This window comes from Sphingomonas sp. F9_3S_D5_B_2, assembly GCF_054263715.1.
The window spans coordinates 1,072,551-1,095,400 of the sequence record NZ_JBSZFB010000001.1 but is presented as its reverse complement, the minus strand read 5'-3'; the positions used below and the strand labels follow the sequence as shown (position 1 = coordinate 1,095,400).

Sequence of the window (22,850 nt, the reverse complement as noted above, 5' to 3'; positions counted from 1 at the left end):
CGCACTGTCAGTGCGCGTGGGCCAAGTCCCTCGATGGTCGCCGCGTTGCCGCAATCGCATCCGCCAGAACTAACGCAGATGCGGCCATGGCAAGCGTCACCGCAGTGCCGCCCCAGGCAATCGGGTCGCGCGGATTTGCCGCTACGCCGGGAATCCAGATGAGCAGGTCGAAGACCATGTACATGGCGGCAAGCAGCTGAGCCGCAAGGCGCGGACGGAAGTTCAGGATCAGGGCGATGCCGCCAGCGGCGTGCGCCGCGCCCGTCGCCATTGCCCAGAAGGTACCGGAACCCGGAATCCAGCCTGGGACCATCTTCGCGGTTGGCTCCAGCGCGTCGAAATGGATGATCCCGAACGACACCGCGCAGATGCCGAACAGGACGCGCGAGCCCATGACGACGTTTCGTAGCGGCGACAGCGTTTGCCGGTCGGTCGTGATCAGGAGCACGCCGGCGACCACAAGCACGATTTCCTCGCCACAGCCCGACCATGTGCCGAACACGGTCGGGAGCAGCATGATGCGCGTGATCCAGCCCCAAACAAAGAGCAGGTAGAGCAATGTCGGGATGACCGCCGCGACCTGAGCAGTGCGGCGGAGCAGCAGCCCGGCGGCGCTGCCTACCATTGCAACGCCGGCCGCATAGACGACCATCTGCCGCGCCGGGAACTCGTCCGCGACAGGCTGCCACACGTTGATGAAGTTGCGGCTTGCAAGCCATATCACGCCGAGCATTGCCGCCGCGAGCGCATAGGGAACTCGGCCCTCTAGCGGCCACAGCGCTGCATCGTGCGCGGTCGCCGCGGATTGGCTCGGGTTCAGCGCGGCCCGGGTATCCTCGACCATTTGCCCTCCATCACGCTCAAACAGCGCGGGTGTAAAACAGACTGTTCAATCTGTTCTGTCAACCGGCGAACGGAATCTCTATCTGCCTCGGGATGAGCACGAAGCGCGTCCGCTTAAACAGCAGGAAGAACGACCCTGCCGCCGTCCGCAACAGGATCCTCGATGCGGCGGCCGAACTGTTCCAGAACCGCGGCTATTCCGAAACCTCGATCGACGCGATCATGCGGGCTGCCGGCGTTAGCAGCGGTGCGCTGCACCACCATTACCCCAACAAGAAGGCGCTCGGCCTCGCTGTGGTGCGGGAGCGTGTTGCCGCCGAGGTCGAGCAAAGCTGGATCAAGCCGGTGCTGGAGGCGCAGCAGCCGGTGGAGGGTATCGGTACTGCCATGACCGCGATCGCCGACGCGTTGGATGAGGCCTGCAGGGTCCGCGGCTGTCCTCTCAACAACCTGACGCTGGAGCTTGCGTTCGCAGACAGCGACTTCCGGAAGGCGCTTCAGCCAATCTTCCAGGACTGGAGAAACGCGATCGTCGATGGTCTCCGTCATCAGGACGAGAGTCGGTCGGGTCGCCCGCCGGAGGAGCTCGCCACTTTGGTGGTCGCTGCATACTCAGGGGCGATGTCCATGGCGAAGACGGAGCAGTCGACCGAGCCGCTGCGGACCGTGATCAGGGCACTCGAACGGATTCTGCCGAGCTCCGGAGGCTAAAATCTACCAGGGCGGGCGGCGCTGGGTCCGGTCGGTCAGGTCGCGGGGACCAGGGTAGACGTGATTGGAATATTCGGCGACGACTGGGCAGGTCACGCCGGACGAGCAATAGCAGCCCACATTCCAATATGACTCGGCGAAGTGACTGCCGATGGATGCACTGCCGACTTCGAGCACCTTCTTGCCGTCGATCCAGACGTCGAGAGCACCGGCAGCCTCGTCCAGGATGACGCGGTAGACGAGGTCGTGGACCTCATCGAAGCTCAATGAAGCGCGCCAGCGGGAAGTGGTGTCCGGCTCGAACTCACCGCGCGTCGTGATGACGAATTGTCCTCGCCCGTTGCGACGGAAAGCGAGCGCTGGCGAACCGCCGAACTTCGACCCCATGTGGATCTGCCCGTGAACGGCGCCATCGAGATCGGCCATGCCTGTGGGGTCTGCCCACCGGTGATGGATGAACGAGAATGCTCCCCACAACGGCACGCCATTCGGCAGGCGGGTCTTGTCGCCATACACGCTGCCGCTGAGCTCTGAGCGGCGCTTCTGCTGGCTCTCGCTCTGGCCGCGATCGAACGGTGTCGGCCGAACTTCAAAGCGGGCCCTGCCGCCGTCGCGGCGCAGGCAGTAGTCCATGCCGGGGTGCCAGGTCGAACCCATGTTGCAGCGCCACTTGCGGCCGCTCCACATGATCGAGGGCGGGGTCAGGCCGTCGACCAGCGTTGACTCATAACCGTGATCGTTCGCCGCTGCGTGAGCACCGGCGAGCCGCTGCGCGATGACTCCGGCGGCTGCCGCCGTGCCAAGGGCGGCGACGCAGAAATTCCGCCGGGACATGCCCATCGACAGGCCGATCCGCTTCATGCCGCGGCCTGCGCGGGGGAGGAAAGGGGACTCATTGTCCGCGGCTTCGCGGATCGCTGCGCAATCGTGCCGACCTGCTCAACGACCGCATCGAATGGCTGCGTGCCGTCGACCCGATGGACCGTCAGGCCTGCCCGACCCGCTGCCTCGATGATGGCGTCCGGGATCCGCGCGCTTCTATCGAGACGAGCAAGGATTTCGGTTTGGCCGAGGCCGTCCAGCCGGCTGTCGCCGTGCGTCCGCTGCGCCACCCGTTCGGCCGAGCAGCGACGCGGTACGTCGATGAATACCACGTGCGTGTCCGTGCCCAAGTAGAGCCTGGATATCACGCGCGCGATCCTGCCCGCATCGGGTGCCATGCGGTCCGCCGAATACAGAATTGACCAAAGGTCCTGCAGGAATCCCTGATCGAGCAGCAGGCGCCCGCGCTGCGCTCGCAGCCAGGCGCTTTTGGCGAGCAGGCGTGCCGTGCGCTTAAGCGGGCGCTTGGTGGCGATCCGCTCTCCACCCACCAGCTGGGCGATCGCCGCGTCGCTCGAGATGTCAGCGAAGCTAGCCGCGAGGTGACGAGCTTTCTCGATTCGACGAAGCTCCTGCCACGACGTGGACAGGTCCGAGCGGGACCGGATGTCGTGAAGCGAACAAATCCGCTCGGCGACCAGCGATTTGCCGCAACCGGGAAGGCCGAACAACTCGATGAGTTGGAGGCCGTCGCTCATGCAGCCTCCGGTGCGGCAGCAATCTTCGCGGAGGGGCGATCCCAGGCCGACTTCGGGGAGGGTTTCGCCCGGAGGCTCTGCCGCCAGGCCCCCACGTACCGGCTCATGCTCTGGTCGCTCGAGAAATTCTCCGCGATATGCTGGCGCGCCTTCTTCCGGCGTTCGTTCGCGCGCTCTCCGGTCTCATCGAGCAAGGGCCGGATGAGCAGGAAGGCCGAAGCGAGGTCGTCCGGATCGACGACCACCGCGCCGATACTATCGTCGGGGATCAGTTCCTCAATCCCTTCGGAGGGCGACGCAATCACGGCGCAGCCGCCCCAGAGCGCTTCCTTGAGGACATTGGGCAGGCGCTCCGAAGCCTTTTTCGACAGCAGCAGGAACGTGCCGCTGCGCTGCATCTCTGCGAACAACTGGCTGCGCGACACGTGGCCGGCGAAGTCCACTGCGTCCGCGCAGTTCAAATTGACGGCCAGGCTCTCCAGCCGCTGGCGATCGGGACCATCCCCGAATACCGACAAAGTGAGTTCCGGTTGACGCGCACGGGCGGTTGCGAACAGGCGCAGCACTGCCTCGACATTCTTCTCGGGCACGAGCGCGGACGCCGTTATCCAGCGATTGGGATCCCGGTCCTCGTCGTCACCCGCCGGCGGCAACGGGATGCCGCGGTGAACGATGTGGACCGGCACGCCGCTAACCTTGGACTCGGCGTAGGCGCGGTTCGCTTCCGCATGAGAGAACACGACGTCCGCCGACCCGAGCGTCATATCGACTAGGAAATCGTCAGCGACGAGATCGTAGGCGCCAACGAAGGCGCTTCGCAGTACCGGTCGTTCGTCCAGGCCGCTGGCGGCGAGCGTCATGCCGATGTGGCGCGCCCAGAACACGTGCAGGACTTCGCTGCCGAAGCGCCTGGTTTCGTCGAGCACCTCGAGCACGCGCGGGATGCAAAGAAATGCGGACGCGGCCACGGCTGGCGAGCTTGGCGCGGACTTGATTACCTCTGCCGCAAGCTTTGCCGCCTCCTGCCTGTATTTCCAGACCAGCGCGGGCCACCGCAGCGCACCGCGCAGGGTCGGCCGCATGATTGGCAGGTCGCCCGGCACTTCGCACAGGGCCAGCAGCGCCGCCTCGTTCCTAGGGGGCGGCTTCATCGTGTGAACGGCGACGGCGTGGCCCTGCGCCCTCAGCGCAGCGATGTCGGAAATCGCGAACACCTGCGTGCGGACAGGGAACTGCGGGAAGAGATAGCTGATGCGCAGCTTCCGCCCGTCAACCGGATTGCCGGGCTCCTTCATCGCGACTTCGCGGGCGACCATGTCGCCATCGTGCGGCCGCGTGAGCCCTGGAACACTCCCAGCAGCGTTGCGCCAGTGGCGAGCAGGATTTCGCCGATCTTGCTCAGCGCGCCTGTGCGCGATTTCAGGCACAGCGCGAACAGTCCTGCTCCGGCGGCGATCAGGACGAGACCGGCAAGCGGGCTGATCATCAGGGCTGCGGCAGCGGCGCTCACGGTGCCGATCGCGAGGAAGGCGGCGCCGTACCAGCGGACCACCTTGCGCGAATTGTATTTGAACCGGTCAACCAAGCGCATCCCGCGAAGCTGCGAGCGCAGGTAGCCGTGGGTGTGAGAGGCGCGGGCACCAATACGGATCTTCCGGCGCAGTTCCTCGGATCGTTCGGCGACCGATCCCTCGTAGGCGACGACATCGCTCGCCTTGATCAGGCGTTTGCCGGCGAAAATCACGCTCATCGATACGGTGAGGTCGTCGAGCACGGTGTCGGGGAAATCGGGGTAGAGCGACCGGCGTACGCTGAAGATCGATCCGTCCGCGCCCATCACGTTGCCGGTAGCGGACTCGAGCGTGCGCAGCTTCTCGTCGAGCCGCCAGTAGGCCGAGCCGATCTCCGACGTGACGCTGCGCTCATCCGTCAGATACTTGAGCGTGCCGCACACGCCGCCGACCTGTGGGTCCCCGTAATAGGGCAGGAGCTTGTCGATGGCGTCAGTCGCCAGGATAACGTTGGCATCGGTGAAGACGAGGATGTCGCCGCGAGCCTTGGCGGCGAGGATCTTCATACCGTGGGCTTTGCCGGTCCGCCCGGCTCCGGGCACACAGGTGAGGATGTCGGAAGCCGCCGCCAGGAGCTCGGACGTGCCGTCGTTCGAATTGTCATCGTAGGCGAGGATTTCGAGGCTCGGCCTCGCCGCTTTCAATTCACGCAGGTTCTTCAATTTCTCGGGCAGGGAACGCGCTTCGTTGTACGCGCAAAACAGGAGCGAGACCGAACAATCCACGGGCCGTGCCTGCACGGCCCGCTTGGGGAGCATAGCGAGCATCATCGGGTACAAAAGGTACGGATAAACGAATGCTGCGAAGCTCGCTGCCGCGACGATGATCAGAATCAATATCGCGGTGGTCATCGTAGCGACCTCAAGGCCGCTAAACGGCCTCTGGGAGCCAACAAATTGCTTCCACTGCTATTCCGGAGTGTTAAGGCTGCCGACAGTGGCAGTGTCGGCGTTCGGATGCCGACCTTGGAAGGCAATGTCCGAGAGGCCTCGGCCCGGGAAGGATTCCGGTGGAGCACCATGGTGATCCAGAGACCCAAGTCCGTGAGGGCCCCTTCGAGGCTGACGAGCCGTCCAGCTTCCCGGTGGAGCATCGCGCTTCCTACTCGGCCAGCATGAGAGTCATATTTCTGCTCTCGATTGCGTCGTGGCTCGTGGTCGCTGCGGTTGCGATCGCGGTGATCCGGCTGGTGCATTAGACTTCGACGATCTGAGCTTGGTTGCAAACGGCGCGAGACGGTCGGCAGCGAGCTGATAAGCCCAGGCGCCTTCTTCCCCGAACACGGAGCGGAACCGCCACCACATCGCGAACCAGGCCACCGCGCCTGCAGCGCCGCCGACGATCAGAACGAGCCAGTCTGCGAGGTGGAAATGTCGGGCAGCGGCCACGGAAAGCCCCGTGCAGATTGCCACCGGCACCGCCGCGAGCGCCTGGCGGACGTGGATCCGGATCACGGTGGACCATGAGATTTTCGTAAGATCGACGGCAAGCTGCAGCATCATCAGGAAGTTCAGCACCACTGCGACCGCGACGCCTGCAGACACGCCGTTCAGGCCCCACGGCGTACCGGCGACTGCGCCCACGCCCACGGCTGCCGCGTAGATCCACTGACGTACCGCACGGCTGCGCATCGCACCGGTTGCGAGGGCGAGGGAGTCGCTGATCTTGTAGCTGGTCCGGAATAGGAGGCTGGCAATCAGGATCTGGAACGGCACCGTCATTGCGATCCAACGCGCGCCGAGAGTGACTTGGACGAGCTCCGGAGCGACGAGGATGCAAACCCCCGTCAGCGGCAGCGTGAGCATCGCGATAACCGCAATCGCACGCAGGTAGGCGCGGGCAACGCGCTCCGGTTGGTCCTGGATCGAAGCGAGCGCGGGGAACAGCACCGTCGCGGCGGCCGTCCCGAACAGCTGCGCCGGCAGCATCAGGAACTGGTAAGCGCGATTGTACAGGCCGAGCGGGGCAGCCCCGAGGTAGCGCCCGACGACGAAATAATCGATCTGGGTGGCGACGAGGTTGCCGATCTGCCCCGCCGAGAACCCCGATCCAACTTCATACAGCTCGCGAACTGCAGTCCGGTCCGGCACCAGTGAAATCCGCGGCCGGGAGGCCCGGAAGTAGAGCACGGTGCGGATGATGACCTGCGCTAGCTGCGCGATGACGAGCGACCACACGCCGAAGCCCGCATAGGCCAGGATCAGGCCCAGTGCTCCGTAGCCGGAGCTGAACGCAATGAGCTCGATCAGCGAGAGCTTCTTGAATCGCTTCTCCCGCTGCAGCATCGCGATCGGCACAGCGGCGATGCCGTTCAGGATTAGAAGCAGGGCGAAAACGCGGATGATCACCGCGACTTCGGGCATGTGGAACAGCAGCGCGAACAACGGCGCGCCGAGCGCAATCACGATGGCCGCGAGAACGCCCGTGAACAGCGCGACCGCGAAGCCGCTCCGCACATGCGCGTCCGTGATCGTCAGCCGCTGGACGAGCGCTTGCGTGGTGCCGATCTGGCTGAACACCTGCGTTACGGTGGTGACGACGAGCGCCGCCGCCACCAGGCCGAACGCAGTGGGCTCCAGGGTTCGCGCCAGCAGGATGAGCACGCCGGTGCGGATGACGATATTCGCCCCGGCGACCGTGCTCTGCCAGAACAGGCCCGACATGGTCTCGTGAGTAAGGGAACGCTCGGTCACACGGCTCGCCTGCCATCCTGGCCCTTCGCACGCGGCGAGAACGCCCGTGCCAAGAGTTCGGAGTTACGCACTGGGTTTGGTCCGCTCTTTCTCGAGCAGGAAGAAGACGTAGTCCGTGCCATCCCAGCGGCGCTCGACGTGGCGCGACTCTACGACCCGCAGGCCCTTGGCCTTGATTTGGTCATGCACGAAGCTCTTCTCGTGATAGACCAGCCCCCATTTGCGGGCCCGGTAACGCGGGATGCCGACCGTGCGCATCGCAAAGCGCTTCGATCCGACACTCATGTCGCCCCAGGCGGTAAGGTAGCGAATACCGATCAGCACGTTGCGTGAGCTCACGCGCGCCAACTCGCCAAGGGCGGCGGCGACGCCATCCTTGTCGATCCAGTTGAGAAAACGCAGGCAAACGACCAGGTCGAAAGTGTCGTTGCCGAACGGAATAGAGCGGATGTCGCCCTGCTGGAACTTGACATCGACCGAGTTGGCTTCGGCGGCGGCGCGCGCCTGACCGATCATGTCGGGCGAGATGTCGAGGCCCGTGACGTCGAACTTGTGGCTCTTGTAGAATTCCATGAGCCGGCCGGTGCCGACGGGCACGTCGAGAACGGTCGCACCGTCGGGGACGCGGCCAAGCAGCTCATCGGCAGCAGCCTGCTCCGACTGCCATTTCTGGCCGACGCGCTCGGCATTGTACGTCGTGGCGACGTCGCCGAGGTATTTGGTTGATAGGTTACTGAACTCCACAGGAACTCTCCCAGATTCGGTTATGAGGTCGCTCTCAAAGGCGGTTGCGGCGGTGCGTGGTCAGTCATCCAACGGAGAAAGTCCGGGTATTCCGGACTGTCCGCCGACCATGGATAACAGGGCAGTGAGCGGCCCAGGCAATGATCCGGGGCGACGCCGTGCATCGCCATGGAATCGTACTTGGTTGTCCAGCTCAGCACGGCGACTTCGACCTTTTTCACCCCTCTTTGCAAAAGCATCGCGCGAACGTGAGCGACCGAAGCCCCGCTGTCGATACAGTCGTCGACCAGCAGAATCCCTTTTTGGGTCACATCTGCCGCGAAGGACGAGTCCGAGCTGCCCACTCCGCCGAGCACGCGATCAAGCCGTGAATTCAGGGCGTAGACGACCGGCTTCAACAGCGGCGAGGAGAGCGCGCGGCGGGCAAACTTCAGCCGCTGCTTGAGCTGGCTCGTCCGCCGCTGAACTGTGCAGTAGGTCACCGGCACGCCAAGTTCTGCAGCGGCGAAGTGGGCGGGGTGAACGCCGCCATTGGCGATGCCCAGGACCAGGTCCGGCTTCCAGCCCGAGTGCTGAACTCGCCGTGCGAGCTCTCGCGCCTGCTCTTCGGCTTCGGCCATGCCGACGACGAGCTTGCCACCCACGGTGGCGTAAGCTGGAGCGCTCGCCATTACTGGACCTGCGCCGGGGCGCCGCATGCTGCCGCCGGCTCCGTAGTCTCCCCGGAGAGGAGCAGGGGAAGGAAGTCCGCGAGCGTTGCGAACTGATCGCGATGATGCTCGTAGAAGTTCAACCTGGCCGCGAAGCGTTGCGCGCGCGGGGTCACGCCGCCGCACTTGCCTGATGACACGAGCGCGCCAGCATCGCGATGGGACAGTGCCGCCACCCGCAGGAACACTGCAGTCACGATGTCGTCTGCTGCATTGTTCAGCAGCGCAGCGTCGGGACGGGGCCCATTGGCGGAGCTGGCCCGTGCGCGCTTCAGAAGATCGTTCTGGCTCAGACCGAACCTGGTGATGAGGTCAGCTTCGGCAACGCGTCCGCGGTCGCTCCAGAACAGCGCATGTGCGGCGCGATCGGCGGGCAGGGATGCTCCGAGATCGCCTTGAGCGGTGAGGGTCAGCGTAACTTTGGCGTTCTGCAGCGGAATGCCGCTGTAAGCCTGCCAGTCGGACGCCGCTTGTGCCGCGGTCGATGCGACATTGCGGGCCGCGGCGGCATAGGTCCCGCGATGGCTGCGAAGGAACGAGGCGAAGTCGCTCTTCTCCGCGAAGTCGCGAATCGCCTCGGGCAGGCTGGGTGTTGCGGCTGGCTCGGCCTGCGCGGCTGCAGTTGCTGGATCGTCGCTAACGGGCATGCTCGCGGCGTGGAGTAGCGAAGCGGTCTGGCTCGCGACGGTCGGCACTTCCGCTGCGCCACGCGAGTGCCGCATCAACTCAACCGCAGGGTGTCCCGCAACGCTCGCGAAGTAGCCGCGGATCTCGCCTTCATATGCCGTGTCTTTTGGCGAAGCCGGGCGCGTCAGCACGTCGATTACCCCGGCTAGCTCGATCGCCGGATCGCTGTGGAACGTCAGGCGGCTCCGCGCTGCCGGAACCGGTACGCGCCACAGGTCGTGCGCCATCAGGGCTGCGCCAGTGAGGACCACTGGATCCGACTCCACGGTTGCCGGGCGGCGGCTGAACGCGGCGGGGGCACCCCAGGCGTCAGGCCAGCTGTAGAAGATGTGCGCCCCGACCTGGACGTTCTTGGCGAGGCTCGTCGCCCAGTAAGGCACGACATAGTTCGCATGATAATGGGTGGAGAGGCCGACTGCGCCGTCGACGGTTCCGGACAGCGCCTCCTCGGCAACTTCGCGAGCGCGCGACCAGGCGGCGCTCTGAGGATTGCGCATCAGCGACCCGTCGCAGGTGAAGCTGAACTGGCAGCCGGTGGACCGCGTCGAGCCCTGGAACACCACGCCGCACACGCTTTGCGGGAAGGCAGGGTGCCGGACGCGGTTGAGAACCACCTGCGCGACGGCCTGTTGGCCCGCTCTGTCCTGGCTTGCCGCCTCGTAATAGACGGCAGCCGTCAGGCACTCGAGCGCGCGTTCGCGGCTGTCGCTCTTGCCCTTGAAGCGGAACGGCGCTGCAGCAACGATCGGCCGGTTCGAGAACGGGATATGGGCATTCACCTGCAGCGCCGTCCCGGGGGCCAGCGGCCGCAGGTCGAGCGGAAGCGGCAGGTGGTCGACGATCTTCGAATAGGCGACGTTCGTGGAGCGGTCCGCCGCGGGCATTCCGCCTGACAAGGCATAGCTCGCAAGCACCGGAGCGGCGACGAGAATGCTGAGCTTAAGCATGCGGGAACACCGTCCCCGGACGCGCTGACTGCAGGGGCTGCAAGCGGATCGGTCGCGCGGCGTTGCGGGGCGGCTGCCGGACCGCCGGCCGCGTCGCCGCCTGCGTCTCTTGCGCTGCCACGGCTGCGATCACAAACCAGATGATTGCGTCACCCCAGAACGGCCCGGAGTTATGGAACAGGATCTGGATGATGTACGGCACGAAGAACAGCAGCGATGCGCGCGCCTGCGCGAGCAGTTTCACCGTCCAGGGGACGAACAGCAGCAGACCGATGCCATAGGTGGTCAGCATGTTCAGCACATAGTCGTGGAGCTGCTTGGATTGCGTGCCGCCGGGGCTCGGCATGGTGTAGAGCACGCTCCAATATTGCGCCCAATGCTCAAACGGCTTGAACGTTAGGCCGTAGCCGAGCGGGTTGTCGCGGATCAGCAGAAGGCCGTAGTAGGCGAGGGTTACGTGGCCGTCGGCCGAATTGTCCGTGACCGTGAGCATCCGCGGCTGCGTCTTTTCGAACAGCGCGATGACCATCGGCCAGGCGAAGTAAAGAAAGCCACCGCCGAGAACGACGAGCACCGGAAGCCACGAGCCCCGGCGCGTCAGCGAATAAAGCGCGAAAAATACGCCACCGCCGAGGATCGGCGAACGCGTGCCGCTTGCCACGCACACTGCCAGGAAAACCAGGAGGGCGATCACGACGGCGGGATCCGCGTATGGTGCGGTGCCTGGCTTCCGCTTCGATTTGTCTAACCACGCCGTGTATGCGGCGAAGGCCAGACAAAGCTGCGTCGAGAGCTGGATCGGCGAATAGGAGAGCCCCATCGGGCGACGCGCGGCAGCCTTGTCAAAGGCGTCCTGGTCGTCGGTGACGATCGACCCAAGCGCCTCACGCCACGTCCAGCCTTGATGGACTCCCAGGACTTGCAGCACTGCGACAATGCCGCTCGCGCCGATCACCGCCACAATCACGTAGATACAGGGCTTCGGGCCGGCGATGCTCGCCAGGGTAGCGGCGACCATGATGGTGACTGCGGTCTGCAGATGCACCTGCATCAGCTGGGACGCGATCTCGGCGGGGTCGCCACCGTTTGCGAGGCTCACGAAAATGCCTACCACGGCGAGCCCCGCGACGATCCCGAGGAGCAGCTTATTCCTGTAATAGGCTGCAGCCGTCCGGTCGAAGCACAGCAGGCACAGCGTCCCGAGAATGACAATCGCGAGAATGCCGCGATCCGGGAAACCCGCGACCTTCCACGTCGGGAGCGCGACGTTCGTGATCAGCAACAGCGCGAACCCGATCGTCGCTATCGTGCGAGCGAACGGACTGTAGCTCACCGGTGCCTTGGCGAGTGCCGGCGCTGCCGGGCTGCGAAGGGGCCGCGAGCCCACGCGTTGAAAACCTGCTGTTGCCACGGTTCGTGTTCGCTGCGTCAGTAGCCGTAGTAATCCGTGCCGCCGTAGCGGACGCCCGCCGCCTTCGGATCGAACTTGGTCAGCACGGCGCCGAGCACGTTGACGCCGGGCAAGCGGGAAACAGCAAGATCAACCTGGCTGGAGTGCACGCGATTGGCCTCCACGACGACCAGCACCGCCTCGACGCTGCGCGCGAGGAGGACTGCATCGGCGAGGCCCATCACTGGCGGGCCGTCGATGATGACGATGTCATGGCCCTTGGTGAGCTTGCGCCAAACCGACCGCAGCTGCTTCGATGACAGGAGAGTCACCGGGCTGTCCGTGCGCGTACCAACGCCCAGGACGTTGAAGCCGTAGTCTTCGTTGCGCTGGATCGCTTCGGCCGGCTCAACGCCGCCTGCGAGCACGTCGGCAAGACCCGGTCCCTCTTCGGTCAGCAGGTGCTGCAGGCTTGGACGCCGAAGGTCGGCGTCGACGACGAGGACTCGCTTGCCCATGGCCGTAAAGCTGGCCGCGATGCCGACAACGGAGGTCGATTTACCCTCCGAGGCCGCGCTGCTGGTGATCAGCAGCGTCTTCGGCAGTGTTCCGTGAGACGCGCCCTCGAGAGAGACGGCGATCGAGTGATAGGCTTCCGATTGCGCCGATCGCCCGTCGACAAGCGCGAGCTGACGACGCTGGACACCGAGCGCCGGGACGACGCCGAGAGCCGGCAGCCGCAGCCTGCCTTCGAGTTCACCTGCCGAGCGCACCACGTCATGCATGCGGTCACGGGCGGTACCGAAGAGCAGGGCGAGGAGGACGCCGGCCATCGCCGCAAGCGAGATGTTGCGGACGACATTGGGCGAACTGGGGTTAAGCGGCGGAAGAGCACGGTCGAGAACCGTCACGTTCGCCGACGGCGCGCCCGAGGCTGCGGCGACTTCCTTGTAGCGCTGCAGCAGCCCCTCATAGAACGTGCGGTTGGTTTCCACCTGCCGGCTCAGCGAGTTGTAGCCGACGCTGCGTTCGCGCTCGGACATTGCTGCACCGCGCAGATTGCCGACGGTGCCCGCAAGCTGCTGCTCTTCGTGAGCAGCGGAGGCATAGCGGCCGTAGAATGACGACTTGATGTTGTTCGACAGCGCATTGATCTGCCCGTCGAGCTCCTTGATCTTGGCAACGCTCTCACGGATCGAGGGATATTCCTCGGTGTGACGCTGACGATCTTCCTGGAGCGCGGCCTGCAGCTGCGCCTTCTGGGCAACCAGGTCCTGAACCGCTTTGTTGTCCTGCACTTCCGGCAAGTCGGTGGCGGAGGAACGGCTCACCTGCTGCCAGCGCTGCTGAGCTTCGATACGCCGTGCCGTGGCGGCCGACAATGAGTCCGTCAAAGTGCCAAGCTGCTGGGCGCTCAGCGAGCCGCCCTTGTCGCCGCTCTCGGGCATCACCGTCGTGGTGAGGTTCTGCGATCGGGCGTAGGCGAGCATCTGCCGCTCGGAGGACTCGAGGCGCGTCTTGGCCTGGGCAAGCTGTCCGGTGAGATACTTCTTGGCGCTCTCGGAAGTCTCGATCTTGCTGTTCAGATTGGCGGCTGCAAGCGCTTCTGCGAAGGCGTTGGCGGCGCGAGCCGATACAACCGGATCGAGACTGGTGAACTCGACCTTGGCGATCCTCGTGTTGAGACCGAGCTCGGCAGTGACGCCGGCCTGAAGCTTCGAAATGGCAGCTTCACGGAAGCGACCGTCCGCCGAACCGTCGACGCCAAGGGCCTCCAGGACGACCGGCGACTTGTCAGCCTTCAGGGTATCGGAAACGAGCGCCGCAACATTGCGGCTCTGGAGCCGGTCCACCTGCGTCTGCATGAAGCGCGCGGCATCCTGCGCATTGGACTGCGGGTCGAGGTCCTGGTCGGCGAGAACGCGGGGGGCCATGTTGTCCAGCTGGACAGAGGCGATGGCCGTGTAGCGGCGCGGCATGGCCATCGTGATGGCGATACCGATGATGATTGCGCCCGCCAGGATCGCCAGCGCTGCGTAGCGCTGGCGGTAGATGGCAGCCAGGAACTGGGACAGCGACGAAGACTGCGGCACCGGATCTGCGGCCGGATAGCTATATTCGAGCGGCGCCAGTTCGCCGGGAATCGTGGGGACGAGCGTATTCATCTTATTCTCCTGTCCGCAAAGACGCGCGGCTCACGGAATGACGTTGAAAATGTTGAACGAGTGCAGGCTGGTGACGATGTCGCGCCAAGCCGTTTTCGTCTTCGAGCTGCCAACCGCGACGGTGTCGCCCGAGATCACTTCCGGATCGGGTGACTTGCCCTTGGCGATCGTGTCGAGGTTGAACCGGGCAGCGACCCGCTGTCCGTCGCGGATGCGGAAGATCAGCGCCTGGTCGAGCGCCGCCACCTGGGAGGGGCCACGCGCCAGCGCCACTGCCTGCAGGAGCGTCAGGCGCCCTTCGAGCGGGTAGACGCCCGGCTGCATGACCGAACCAGTCACGGTGACCTTCCGGCTGGCGGCCTGCTTGACCAGCACTGCAACTTCCGGCTGACGGACATACGCCTTCAGCTTGGCGGCGATGTCGAGGGCAAGCACGTCGGTCGACTTGCCCGCAGCCATGACGGAACCGATCAGCGGCAACGCAATGCGTCCGCTCTCGTCAACCGGGACGTCCTCGGCGGAAAGATCGGGCTCACGGAATACCGAAATGGCCAGCCGGTCGAGTGGCGTGATCGCCGCATCGGCCCGCGGACCCGTGAGGTCCGTCGGAATCGAAATCGGCTGTACCGGACCGACCGACTGAGCGCCCACGGAAGCGGGTGCCGTCGCGGCTAGCGACAGGATGAGTAGCAAACCTGAGATACGCAACATTACAGTCCTCCTGCGCGACCCTGTGGCGAGGGCTGGCTCACATGTTTCCCCCGGAAACGACGATGGGCAGCGTGCAGGTGAGGATCCACAGGTCGAGAGCCGGGGACTTGGAACGCGCATATTGCGAGTCCAGCTGAACGCGCTGTTCGTAGGAGAGCGCGTGCCTGCCGCTGACCTGCCACAAACCGGTGATGCCAGGCTTCACGGAGCAATAATCCGCGAATGCCGACCCATAGCGGACAATCTCTTCCGTGACGATGGGGCGCGGGCCCACGATGCTCATGTTGCCGGCAAGCACATTGAAGAGCTGCGGCAGTTCATCGAGGCAATATTTGCGGAGGATGCGGCCAGCCGAGGTGACGCGCGGATCGCGCTTCAGCTTGCGGACCGTGATCCACTCCTGATTGCAGCTTCCCGATTGCTGAATAACGCTGGTGATGGCCGCGTCCGCGTCGACGACCATAGTGCGGAACTTCAGGCAGGTGAACTCCTCGCCATTAAGGCCGATGCGCGTATGACGGAAGAGGATCGGCCCCTCACTGGTGAGGCGCACGGCCACGGCGCAAATCGCCATGAGCGGCAGCACGAACAGGAGGATGAGCAGGGCAAGCGTCAAGTCCAGTGCGCGCTCGAAGCGCGCCGGCCGCGCGGGGGCAGCAACGAACATTTCAGTTCGAGCGACGGAAGTCTGGACCGCCAGGGCCGATGGCTCCTCGGCAACTGCCGTGAAAAGTAGACGATCGTTGGCCGCAACATGGTTAGCCGACAGTGCCAGACTATCGTCCTCTGTTAGGCTGAGCTGAGAACAGGCGCTGGTAGGCTCCATAGCATTTACTCCGGCAGGACGAGTACAATCGTCCGCATCAACAACACTGGATTGTGAACAACACCGCCGTTCACGATCTGACGACTCCCACCTCGCTCCACGAACTCCCCGCTCGTGCCACTCTTTTTCAGACTGGAGCTTACGCCCCCTGCGTATCGCTTTCCGGGGCCAATCTGCCGTATTAACAGCTGTTTCCCGATTCGCTAGTGAATAGTAATATAACGATAACTTTTCCGCAACGCGGCGAATGGCGTCGGCCACGGCGCGTCCGCAGAGAGGAAACACGGCTGTTTGTCCCAGAACGGGACGGGATTTGAGGCGCGATGCCGGTGCAGTGCGCCGAGTCGCAAAAAGGCACGGCCACCGAAAAGGCGACCGTGCTCCTGCACCCTAAACCCATGTAGCTGAGCGCTCGCGGCTCTCGTCTACCCCCTAGGGGGGCCTAGGGCGCGGTCCAGCGCCCTCAGCTCAAGAGGGGCGGCTCAGCGCGTCGGCCAAGCCGGACTGCGCGTCGTGCGTCCGCTCAGGCTGGCAGTGCTCGGAGTCACCCAGTTGCCGAACTCACAGACCACCGGGCAGGTAACGCCTCCCGAGAAGTAGAGCCCGAAACAGGCGTAGTGGCCTGACTGGGCATAGCCGATCGATTGATTCCGAAGCGAGATGACTCGCCTCCGATCGATCCAGACGTCGAGTTGCCCGGCGGTGGGGTGAAGGACGCACCGATAGACGACGTCGTGGACGGTGTTGAACGCCAGCGGCGAGTCGTAGCGCTTGTGGTTGTTGGGATCGAGTTCCCCAACCGTCGTGATGACGAGATTGCCGTTGCCACCCCGACGGATCGCGAAAGCGGGTGAACCGCTGCCGGGCGCGTGCATCTGCATCAGCGTGCCGCCGGTGGTCCGCGCCATGCCCGCCCGATCGGACCAGGGCTGGTCCTTGAACGAGAAGGCACCCCACAGCTGCGTGTTGTTCGGCAGCTTCACGCGCGACAGGTGGAGCTCGGAACGGCGCTTCTTGCTGCCGTCGCCGCTCGGCCGGTCATTGACCGTGTTGTGAAGCTCGAACCGGCAGCGCTCCTGTGTCGCGCGCCAGGCATAATCCATGTTGCGAACCCAGGTCGATCCCATGTCCGCCGACCAGGTCATGCCCTGCCACTTCGAATATTTGGGGGTGTAACCGCTGATCAAGGTCGAAAGATACCCGCCGGCTCCTGCCGATGCGGTCGACGAGTAGAGGTTCATCAGCTGCGCCGATGCACGCGATGACACCAAAGTGGCGGCGCCAGCGCCGATCCCCGCAGAAATGCAGTGCCTACGTGACAACGTCATCAATAGAATTCCCCCTTCAAGGCTAATCTCAACCGGCCTGACGCGAAGGTCATGGCGTGCGGCATGATTGTCGCTACGCCGCGATGCAGGGTCATTGTTTGATACTTGGAAGTTACGCCCCGACTTGCCCCAGTCCCGTGTTGGACGTGAGGCTGCTGGTGCGGCGTCATGACGTCAACGAAGCGTTACCGGTATTAACGGTGAGCTGTTCGTCGCAAGGGGCTACACGAATCCGGAGGGCCGCCAAGATTCGCGTTAACTTTCAAAGCTCCGCGGATTTACTGAATTGCGCGGTACAGCTCGGTTACACCACCCGGTTGCGAGCGATGACTTCCTTGTACCACGCGGCGCTTAGCTTGGGCGTACGCTGCTGGGTCTTGAAGTCGACGTAGTGAATGCCGAAGCGCTTCGAATAGCCGTCGGCCCATTCGAAATTGTCCATCAGGCTCCAAAGGAAATATCCCTTCAGCGGATAGCCTTCCGCGACTGCGCGGTGGAACTGGCTGATGTAATTGCGCAGGTACATCACTCGGTCAGCGTCGTCGACACGGCCGTTCTGCACCGGATCGTCGGCTGAGGCCCCGTTCTCGGAAATGTAGAGCACCTTCGGCTTCCACAATTCGCTGACCTGGCGGACGCCCCAATAGGCGACCTCCGGTCCGACGATCAGCCACGGCGATGCCATGTGCGGCGAGGACGCGATGTGGGGGATGGTTGCATATCCACGCGGAGAGTCGTCGGCGCGGACCCACTCGGGCGTGTAGATATTGAGCGCGACGAAATCGAGCGGACTGCCGATCGCAGCCATGTCGCCGGCTTGCACCTTGGGTGCGTTGGCACCTTCCTGGGTGAGGTACTCGTCGATGTAGCGGCCTTCCATGATCGCCGTCAGGAACATCGCGTTCATTTCGCGGGTCGCCTTCTTGGCTGCCGCAATGTGCTCCGGCGTCTCGATCACGGGCACATAGAAGGTCGTATTGTCGGCGATGCCCACCTTCGTGCCTGCTTTCGCGTGGGCGCGGATCGCCTGCACGCCAAGGCCATGAGCAAGCGTCCCGTGGTGCCGAACCTGGTTCACCTCTGCGGGCGCAAGCTTCAGTCCAGGTGCGTGGATGCCCTGCAGGTGGCCAAGGTCTGTGAAGCAGCGCAGTTCATTGACCGTCATGATGTTCTTCACGCGGTCGGACAGCTGGCCGGCGGCATAGCCCGCGTAGTCTGCGAAGGCCAAAGCGGTGTCACGGTTCTGCCACCCGCCCGGAAGTGCGGCCGGCAAGTCCCAGTGGAATAAGGTGACGTACGGCTCGATGCCGTTGGCCAGCAGGTCGTCGACGACCCGCTTGTAGTGATCGATGCCCTTCTGGTTTGGCTTGCCGCGTCCTTCTGGGAAGATTCGCGACCAGGCCAGCGACATGCGGTAAGTGCTGACGCCTAGGTTCTTCAGCAGCTGCGTGTCTTCGCGGTACCGGTGATAGCTGTCGTCGGCGACATCGCCGGTGTCGCCGTTGAAGGTGCGGCCGGGCGTATGGGAGAAAACGTCCCAGTTTGTCGGTCCACGGCCGTCTTCCTTAACGGCGCCTTCGATCTGGTAAGCCGCCGTCGCGCAGCCCCAGCGGAAATCCTTCGGGAAGCTGAGGTCAGCCCGCTTGAGGGCGGCCGCGACCGCCGGACCGCCCGGGAACATGCTTGCTGCGGAGGCCGCGCCAAGAACCTTGCCCAATTCGCGGCGGCTAAACTCACCCATTGTTTTGCTACTCCCCTCAAGAGGCTGCAATTCTTAGCAGGACGCGCGCGGTTGGCGAGATGGGTTTCATTGAAACGCAGCGAGGCCCGCGAGCCAATCCATGGCTTGCCCCGAGCATTTTCCACTCAGGGCGCGCGAGCCGCGCATCAAGGTCGCCGCGCCGGCCCGGCTTCGCGTCGGAATCCGGTGGAGCGATGCGTGTATCCTCAATGTCTCGGCACGCGGACTGCTCGTCCATGCGCCAGAGCCGCCAGAACGCGGCAGTTATGTCGAGCTTCGGCGCGGTGACCAGGTCGTTATCGGCCGCGTGGTGTGGCGCAGTGGCTCAAGGGTGGGACTGCAGGCTCAAGACCCGGTTCCGGTGGGGTCGATGGTGACGTCGAAGGCTGCCCAACCAATGCAAGGCGGCGGGCCGGGCGCGGCCCGCGAACGCCGGCGCTGTCCTCGAGCACACGAACGGAGCCGCTTGCGTGGCCGTGCATTTGAATTCGCGTCAATCTCGGCAATCGCCGCGACGTTATCGGTCGCGATGTTCTCGATCGTTGCTCAGGCCGTCGCCTCGCCCTTGGCGAAAGTCCGAACTGGCCTTGATGGTCAGGCGTCGCTGCCGGCCGATTCCAGGTAGCGCTCCAGGTCGTCCGATCCGCCGATCCGCTCGCCATTCACGAACACCTGGGGTGTTGTGTCGACCCCGTGCTCTTCCTGGAACGCGTCGACTTCCATCCGCGTGTGCAGGATGCGATCCTCGAAGGGCGTCCCGCTCTCCTCAAGGAGCTGCTTGGCGCGAACGCCGTAGGGACAAACGTGGTCCGGCAGGACCATGCGATAGAGAACCACTTCAGCGTCTGCCATCCGAACCCTCGTTAATTACTGATTTGGAACGGCAATGCGGCGCTGCGACGAAAGTTGCTTCATTGCTGGCCGCGCGCGGCTATTTGCGACGAGCCGTAGCCAGGGAGAGCCGCTTGAACCCGCTTTACGAAAGCATGCCGACCAGCGTGTTCGAACGCATGTCCGGACTGGCCGCGACGCACGGAGCTTTGAACCTGGGCCAGGGCTTTCCGGATTTCGGCTGGCCGGAGCAGATCCTGGACGCTGCCGCGCGTGCGGTGGTCGACGGGTCGAACCAGTATGCGCCTTCTCGCGGCTTGTCGCTCCTGCGGGAAGCCATCGCTGCGCACTACGGTCGTCATTTCGGCCTCGACCTCACCGCCGAGCACGTCTGCGTGACGAGCGGTGCCACCGAAGCGCTCGGCGCCGCGATCCTGGCAACCATCGAGCCCGGCGACGACGTAATCCTTCTTACGCCAGCCTACGACAGCTACGCGCCGACGGTCCGGCGCGCTGGCGGCGTGGTTCGCGAAGTGGCTCTTCAGCCTCCCGAATGGCGTATCGACGGAAGCGCGTTGGAGGCCGCGGTGACGCCGCGCACCCGCGCCATCATCTTCAACAATCCGCACAACCCCACGGGGCGCCTGTTCAGCGACGAGGAACTGCGCGCCGTCGCCGATACGGCCCGCGCACACGATCTCACCGTCATCGCGGACGAGGTCTGGGAGCACGTCGTTCTCGACGGCGCCAAGCTGGTCCCGCTCTGCACGCTCGACGGGATGGCGGAGCGAACCATCAAGATCGGTTCTGCCGGCAAGATTTTTTCCCTCACCGGCTGGAAGGTCGGCTGGATCATTGCCCCTCCGCAGCTCGCCTCGTTGGTCGCCCGAGCGCATCAATTCCTGACTTTCTCGACTGCGCCAAACCTGCAGGCGGCAGTCGCGTTCGGGCTCAGCGACGGCGACGGCTGGATTAATCCCATGCAGGAGAGGTTCGCGCGCGCCCGCGATCGGATGACTCACGGGCTGCGCGGCGCCGGCTTTCGCGTTCTCGATGCCGCTGCGACTTACTTCCTCTGCGTCGACCTTGCTCGATCCGGCATCGGCGTGGATGACGAAGAGTTCGCGACCGCGGCGGTGGAGCGGGCAGGAGTCGCCGTGGTGCCGCTCTCCGCCTTCGCGGAGCGGGACCCTCCGCGCCACCTTGTACGGCTCTGCTTCGGCAAGAAGGACGAGACCATCGACGGCGGGATCGAGGCAATGGCCCGCGCGAGGGCTCTGTTCGCTTCGGGCTGACGGTTCAGTCAGCCTCGGCCCACAGGGCCAGCTTCTCGTCGGTGATCATGCTCGGCCAGCGACCCCGGAATTCCCGCTTCCACGTTACGAGTTCTTCGGCGCGCATAGGCGGTGAGATCAGGTATCCCTGGACCAGGTCGCAGCCGAGCTCCTGAACGAGACGAAGCTGCTCGATCGTTTCCACGCCTTCCGCGGTCGCGGTGAGGCCCAGGCCGTGGGCGAGGTCGGCAATCGACTGGACGATCAGCCGGCAGTCACGTGACCGCGGCAGGTCGCTGACGAAGGCCTGGTCGATCTTCACTTCGGTGAAGGGTAGCTGGCGAAGCTGCATCAACGACGAATAACCAGTGCCGAAGTCGTCGATCGCAAGCCCGATGCCCTTGATCCGGAATCGCGTCAGGGTGTCGATGAGCTTGATGAGCGGCTGCGTCGCGCCCTCCGTCAGTTCAAGGACGAGCCGGTCGGTCGGCACTTCGAGGCCGCGGCACATGCGCTCCACCAGATCGGGGAAGTCGAGGTTCTGCAGGCTGAGAGCCGAGATGTTGAAGGCGATGCACGTGTCGAGCCCGGCTTCGCACCAATCGAGCCATTGCCGCAGGATCGTCCGCAAGCCCCACAGCGTCAATTCGTCGATGAGCCCGTGGCGCTCGGCAAGCGGCACAAACCGGGATGGCTGCACCGATCCAAATTCCGGATCTTCCCAGCGGACAAGCGCCTCGACGCGAATGAGTCCACCGTCCCGAAGCGCTACCTTCGGCTGATACACCATGTGCAGCCGCTGCCCCCGAAGCGCCTGCGAGAAGCTTTCTAGGAGGCCGTCGTCACCCTGGCGCATGCGTTCCGAGAGTGGCCCGGAGGCCGTTGAGCACCCCTTCGAGTTCGTGCAGCCGGACGGGCTTCTCGAGCGGCCCAACCATGTTGAGCCCAAGCGCCTCGCCCAGCCGAAACGCGGATTCCAGCACTCGCCGGTCGAAGCCGCTGACGATCAGGACGGGCGCGCGATATTCCTGATTGGCGAGGAAGCGCAGAAGCTCGACGCCGTCCATCCCGGGCATACCGAGGTCCAGGGCAACCATCTCCGGCGTGCTTGCCAGGAACTGCGCGCGAAAGTCGGCGTCATTCGAGGTAACGACCGCATCGAGCCCAGCTTCGCGCGCACCGGATGCAAGGAAGTCCGCGAGGGCTGGCTCGTCATCGATTAGCAGCAAGCGGGGCTGCGCCATCCAAGCTCCTCTCTTCCCACCCATTCGTGCGCACCTTCGCGCAGGAAGGTCAAGCGATTGAAACGGAGTTTTAACCGCGGCTTCGATAAAGCACCAATTTGGGGCGAATTCCGCGCCGCCAGGAGGCGTGTAGCCGATGTTTGCATCGCTGATCCGCAGGAAGGGCGCACAGTCACGCGCCGCCATCACTGACGCCGCGTTCGATTCGACAACGGTGTCGCTGTCGACGGCGGTACCGCGTCCGGCGGAGCGCCGCGACGAGGATCGCGTTACGCCGCTTCTGCGCACTGCCAAGCTTACCCACGCGTGCGGTGAGCAGCAGCTGATCCGCCTCAAGAATCTCTCCGCCGGCGGAGTCATGGCGATCGTGGCCCGTGCTCCTGCACCGGGCGAGCAGGTATCGCTGGAGATGTCGTCGCAGAAGATCCCCGCTTCGGTCGTCTGGGTCCGCGACGAGCTCGCCGGTTTCAAGTTCGACCAGAATGTCGACCTCGGCGAGTTGCTGGCCGGCCGCAAGCCGCGGCACGGGTTCCGTGCCCGTCCACCGCGCCTGGAAATTCCATGCAAGGCATCGGTCAAGGTGGGCAAGCTCTATTACACCGTGGACGTTCACGACGTCTCGCTCGGCGGCATCAAGGTCGAGCCGATCGACGAATATTGCGTAGGCAAGCCGGTGCTCGTGGTCGTCGAGAGCCTGAAGCCGATCAAGGGTGAGGTCCGCTGGTATTCCGAGCGGAAGGCGGGAATCGTCTTCGAGAAGCCACTCGACTTCGACGAACTCTCCGAATGGGTCGCCAAACGGCTGGAGCTCGCAAGCCTCAAAGCGTCTTACAAGAACGCCTGACGCGCCTTAT

General features: G+C 64.4%; 22 protein-coding genes. 4 read left to right on the top strand and 18 right to left on the bottom strand.

Features of this window, described 5'->3' with window-relative positions; genetic code table 11:
- Positions 1 to 7: 7 nt before the first annotated feature.
- The gene (locus tag ACUXST_RS05355; RefSeq protein ID WP_458388898.1) at positions 8 to 844 is read right to left on the bottom strand and encodes a DoxX family membrane protein; all 837 of its coding nucleotides are present in this window, start codon (positions 842 to 844) and stop codon (positions 8 to 10) included.
- A 92-nt stretch (positions 845 to 936) separates the two neighbouring features.
- On the opposite strand from ACUXST_RS05355, the gene ACUXST_RS05350 reads away from it, so the two are divergent.
- Complete coding sequence (locus ACUXST_RS05350; RefSeq protein ID WP_458388897.1) at positions 937 to 1,554, top strand: LmrA/YxaF family transcription factor; 618 nt, start codon at positions 937 to 939, stop codon at positions 1,552 to 1,554.
- A 3-nt stretch (positions 1,555 to 1,557) separates the two neighbouring features.
- On the opposite strand, the gene ACUXST_RS05345 is transcribed toward ACUXST_RS05350, so the two are convergent.
- From ACUXST_RS05345 to ACUXST_RS05280, 14 genes are all read right to left on the bottom strand, one after another.
- Positions 1,558 to 2,415, bottom strand: a complete 858-nt coding sequence (locus ACUXST_RS05345; protein WP_458388896.1) for a heparin lyase I family protein — start codon at positions 2,413 to 2,415, stop codon at positions 1,558 to 1,560.
- Positions 2,412 to 3,134 (bottom strand): AAA family ATPase, encoded by a 723-nt coding sequence (locus tag ACUXST_RS05340; RefSeq protein ID WP_458388895.1) that lies wholly within the window; start codon positions 3,132 to 3,134, stop codon positions 2,412 to 2,414. The genes ACUXST_RS05345 and ACUXST_RS05340 overlap by 4 nt, the downstream gene beginning before the upstream one ends.
- Positions 3,131 to 4,450 carry a glycosyltransferase family 4 protein gene (locus ACUXST_RS05335; RefSeq protein WP_458388894.1) on the bottom strand — a complete coding sequence of 440 codons (1,320 nt, stop codon included), beginning with the start codon at positions 4,448 to 4,450 and terminating at the stop codon, positions 3,131 to 3,133. Before ACUXST_RS05335 ends, ACUXST_RS05340 begins: the two co-directional genes overlap by 4 nt.
- Positions 4,426 to 5,556 (bottom strand): glycosyltransferase, encoded by a 1,131-nt coding sequence (locus ACUXST_RS05330; RefSeq protein ID WP_458388893.1) that lies wholly within the window; start codon positions 5,554 to 5,556, stop codon positions 4,426 to 4,428. The genes ACUXST_RS05335 and ACUXST_RS05330 overlap by 25 nt, the downstream gene beginning before the upstream one ends.
- A 270-nt stretch (positions 5,557 to 5,826) precedes the next feature.
- Positions 5,827 to 7,398 (bottom strand): lipopolysaccharide biosynthesis protein, encoded by a 1,572-nt coding sequence (locus tag ACUXST_RS05325; protein ID WP_458388892.1) that lies wholly within the window; start codon positions 7,396 to 7,398, stop codon positions 5,827 to 5,829.
- Positions 7,399 to 7,461: 63 nt separating this feature from the next.
- Positions 7,462 to 8,142, bottom strand: a complete 681-nt coding sequence (locus ACUXST_RS05320) for a class I SAM-dependent methyltransferase (protein ID WP_458388891.1) — start codon at positions 8,140 to 8,142, stop codon at positions 7,462 to 7,464.
- 20 nt (positions 8,143 to 8,162) lie between these two features.
- Positions 8,163 to 8,813 carry a phosphoribosyltransferase gene (locus ACUXST_RS05315; RefSeq protein WP_458388890.1) on the bottom strand — a complete coding sequence of 217 codons (651 nt, stop codon included), beginning with the start codon at positions 8,811 to 8,813 and terminating at the stop codon, positions 8,163 to 8,165.
- Positions 8,813 to 10,486 (bottom strand): cell wall hydrolase, encoded by a 1,674-nt coding sequence (locus ACUXST_RS05310; protein WP_458388889.1) that lies wholly within the window; start codon positions 10,484 to 10,486, stop codon positions 8,813 to 8,815. Before ACUXST_RS05310 ends, ACUXST_RS05315 begins: the two co-directional genes overlap by 1 nt.
- Complete coding sequence (locus ACUXST_RS05305) at positions 10,479 to 11,873, bottom strand: O-antigen ligase family protein (RefSeq protein WP_458388888.1); 1,395 nt, start codon at positions 11,871 to 11,873, stop codon at positions 10,479 to 10,481. The genes ACUXST_RS05310 and ACUXST_RS05305 overlap by 8 nt, the downstream gene beginning before the upstream one ends.
- 41 nt (positions 11,874 to 11,914) lie before the next feature.
- Positions 11,915 to 14,041 carry a GumC family protein gene (locus ACUXST_RS05300; protein ID WP_458388887.1) on the bottom strand — a complete coding sequence of 709 codons (2,127 nt, stop codon included), beginning with the start codon at positions 14,039 to 14,041 and terminating at the stop codon, positions 11,915 to 11,917.
- Positions 14,042 to 14,071: 30 nt separating this feature from the next.
- Positions 14,072 to 14,752 carry a polysaccharide biosynthesis/export family protein gene (locus ACUXST_RS05295; protein ID WP_458388886.1) on the bottom strand — a complete coding sequence of 227 codons (681 nt, stop codon included), beginning with the start codon at positions 14,750 to 14,752 and terminating at the stop codon, positions 14,072 to 14,074.
- Positions 14,753 to 14,789: 37 nt separating this feature from the next.
- Positions 14,790 to 15,419, bottom strand: a complete 630-nt coding sequence (locus ACUXST_RS05290; protein WP_458388885.1) for a sugar transferase — start codon at positions 15,417 to 15,419, stop codon at positions 14,790 to 14,792.
- Positions 15,420 to 16,060: 641 nt separating this feature from the next.
- On the bottom strand, positions 16,061 to 16,846 hold the full coding sequence (locus tag ACUXST_RS05285) for a hypothetical protein (RefSeq protein WP_458388884.1): 786 nt from the start codon (positions 16,844 to 16,846) through the stop codon (positions 16,061 to 16,063).
- Between the two features lie 364 nt (positions 16,847 to 17,210).
- Positions 17,211 to 18,647 (bottom strand): GH1 family beta-glucosidase, encoded by a 1,437-nt coding sequence (locus tag ACUXST_RS05280; RefSeq protein WP_458388883.1) that lies wholly within the window; start codon positions 18,645 to 18,647, stop codon positions 17,211 to 17,213.
- A 100-nt stretch (positions 18,648 to 18,747) separates the two neighbouring features.
- Here ACUXST_RS05280 and ACUXST_RS05275 point away from each other — a divergent pair, with 100 nt between their 5' ends.
- Positions 18,748 to 19,272, top strand: a complete 525-nt coding sequence (locus ACUXST_RS05275; protein ID WP_458388882.1) for a PilZ domain-containing protein — start codon at positions 18,748 to 18,750, stop codon at positions 19,270 to 19,272.
- Here ACUXST_RS05275 and ACUXST_RS05270 read toward each other — a convergent pair.
- Positions 19,242 to 19,499 (bottom strand): glutaredoxin domain-containing protein, encoded by a 258-nt coding sequence (locus ACUXST_RS05270; RefSeq protein WP_458388881.1) that lies wholly within the window; start codon positions 19,497 to 19,499, stop codon positions 19,242 to 19,244. The two genes, ACUXST_RS05275 and ACUXST_RS05270, sit on opposite strands and share 31 nt — an antisense overlap.
- Before the next feature lie 113 nt (positions 19,500 to 19,612).
- Between ACUXST_RS05270 and ACUXST_RS05265 the strand changes: the two genes are divergently transcribed.
- Positions 19,613 to 20,773 carry an aminotransferase gene (locus tag ACUXST_RS05265; RefSeq protein WP_458388880.1) on the top strand — a complete coding sequence of 387 codons (1,161 nt, stop codon included), beginning with the start codon at positions 19,613 to 19,615 and terminating at the stop codon, positions 20,771 to 20,773.
- Positions 20,774 to 20,777: 4 nt separating this feature from the next.
- On the opposite strand, the gene ACUXST_RS05260 is transcribed toward ACUXST_RS05265, so the two are convergent.
- Positions 20,778 to 21,608: an EAL domain-containing protein gene (locus ACUXST_RS05260; RefSeq protein WP_458388879.1), complete on the bottom strand. Its 831-nt coding sequence runs from the start codon at positions 21,606 to 21,608 to the stop codon at positions 20,778 to 20,780.
- Complete coding sequence (locus tag ACUXST_RS05255; protein ID WP_458388878.1) at positions 21,595 to 21,996, bottom strand: response regulator; 402 nt, start codon at positions 21,994 to 21,996, stop codon at positions 21,595 to 21,597. The genes ACUXST_RS05260 and ACUXST_RS05255 overlap by 14 nt, the downstream gene beginning before the upstream one ends.
- A 136-nt stretch (positions 21,997 to 22,132) precedes the next feature.
- On the opposite strand from ACUXST_RS05255, the gene ACUXST_RS05250 reads away from it, so the two are divergent.
- Complete coding sequence (locus tag ACUXST_RS05250) at positions 22,133 to 22,840, top strand: PilZ domain-containing protein (protein WP_458388877.1); 708 nt, start codon at positions 22,133 to 22,135, stop codon at positions 22,838 to 22,840.
- The last annotated feature ends 10 nt before the right edge of the window (positions 22,841 to 22,850 follow it).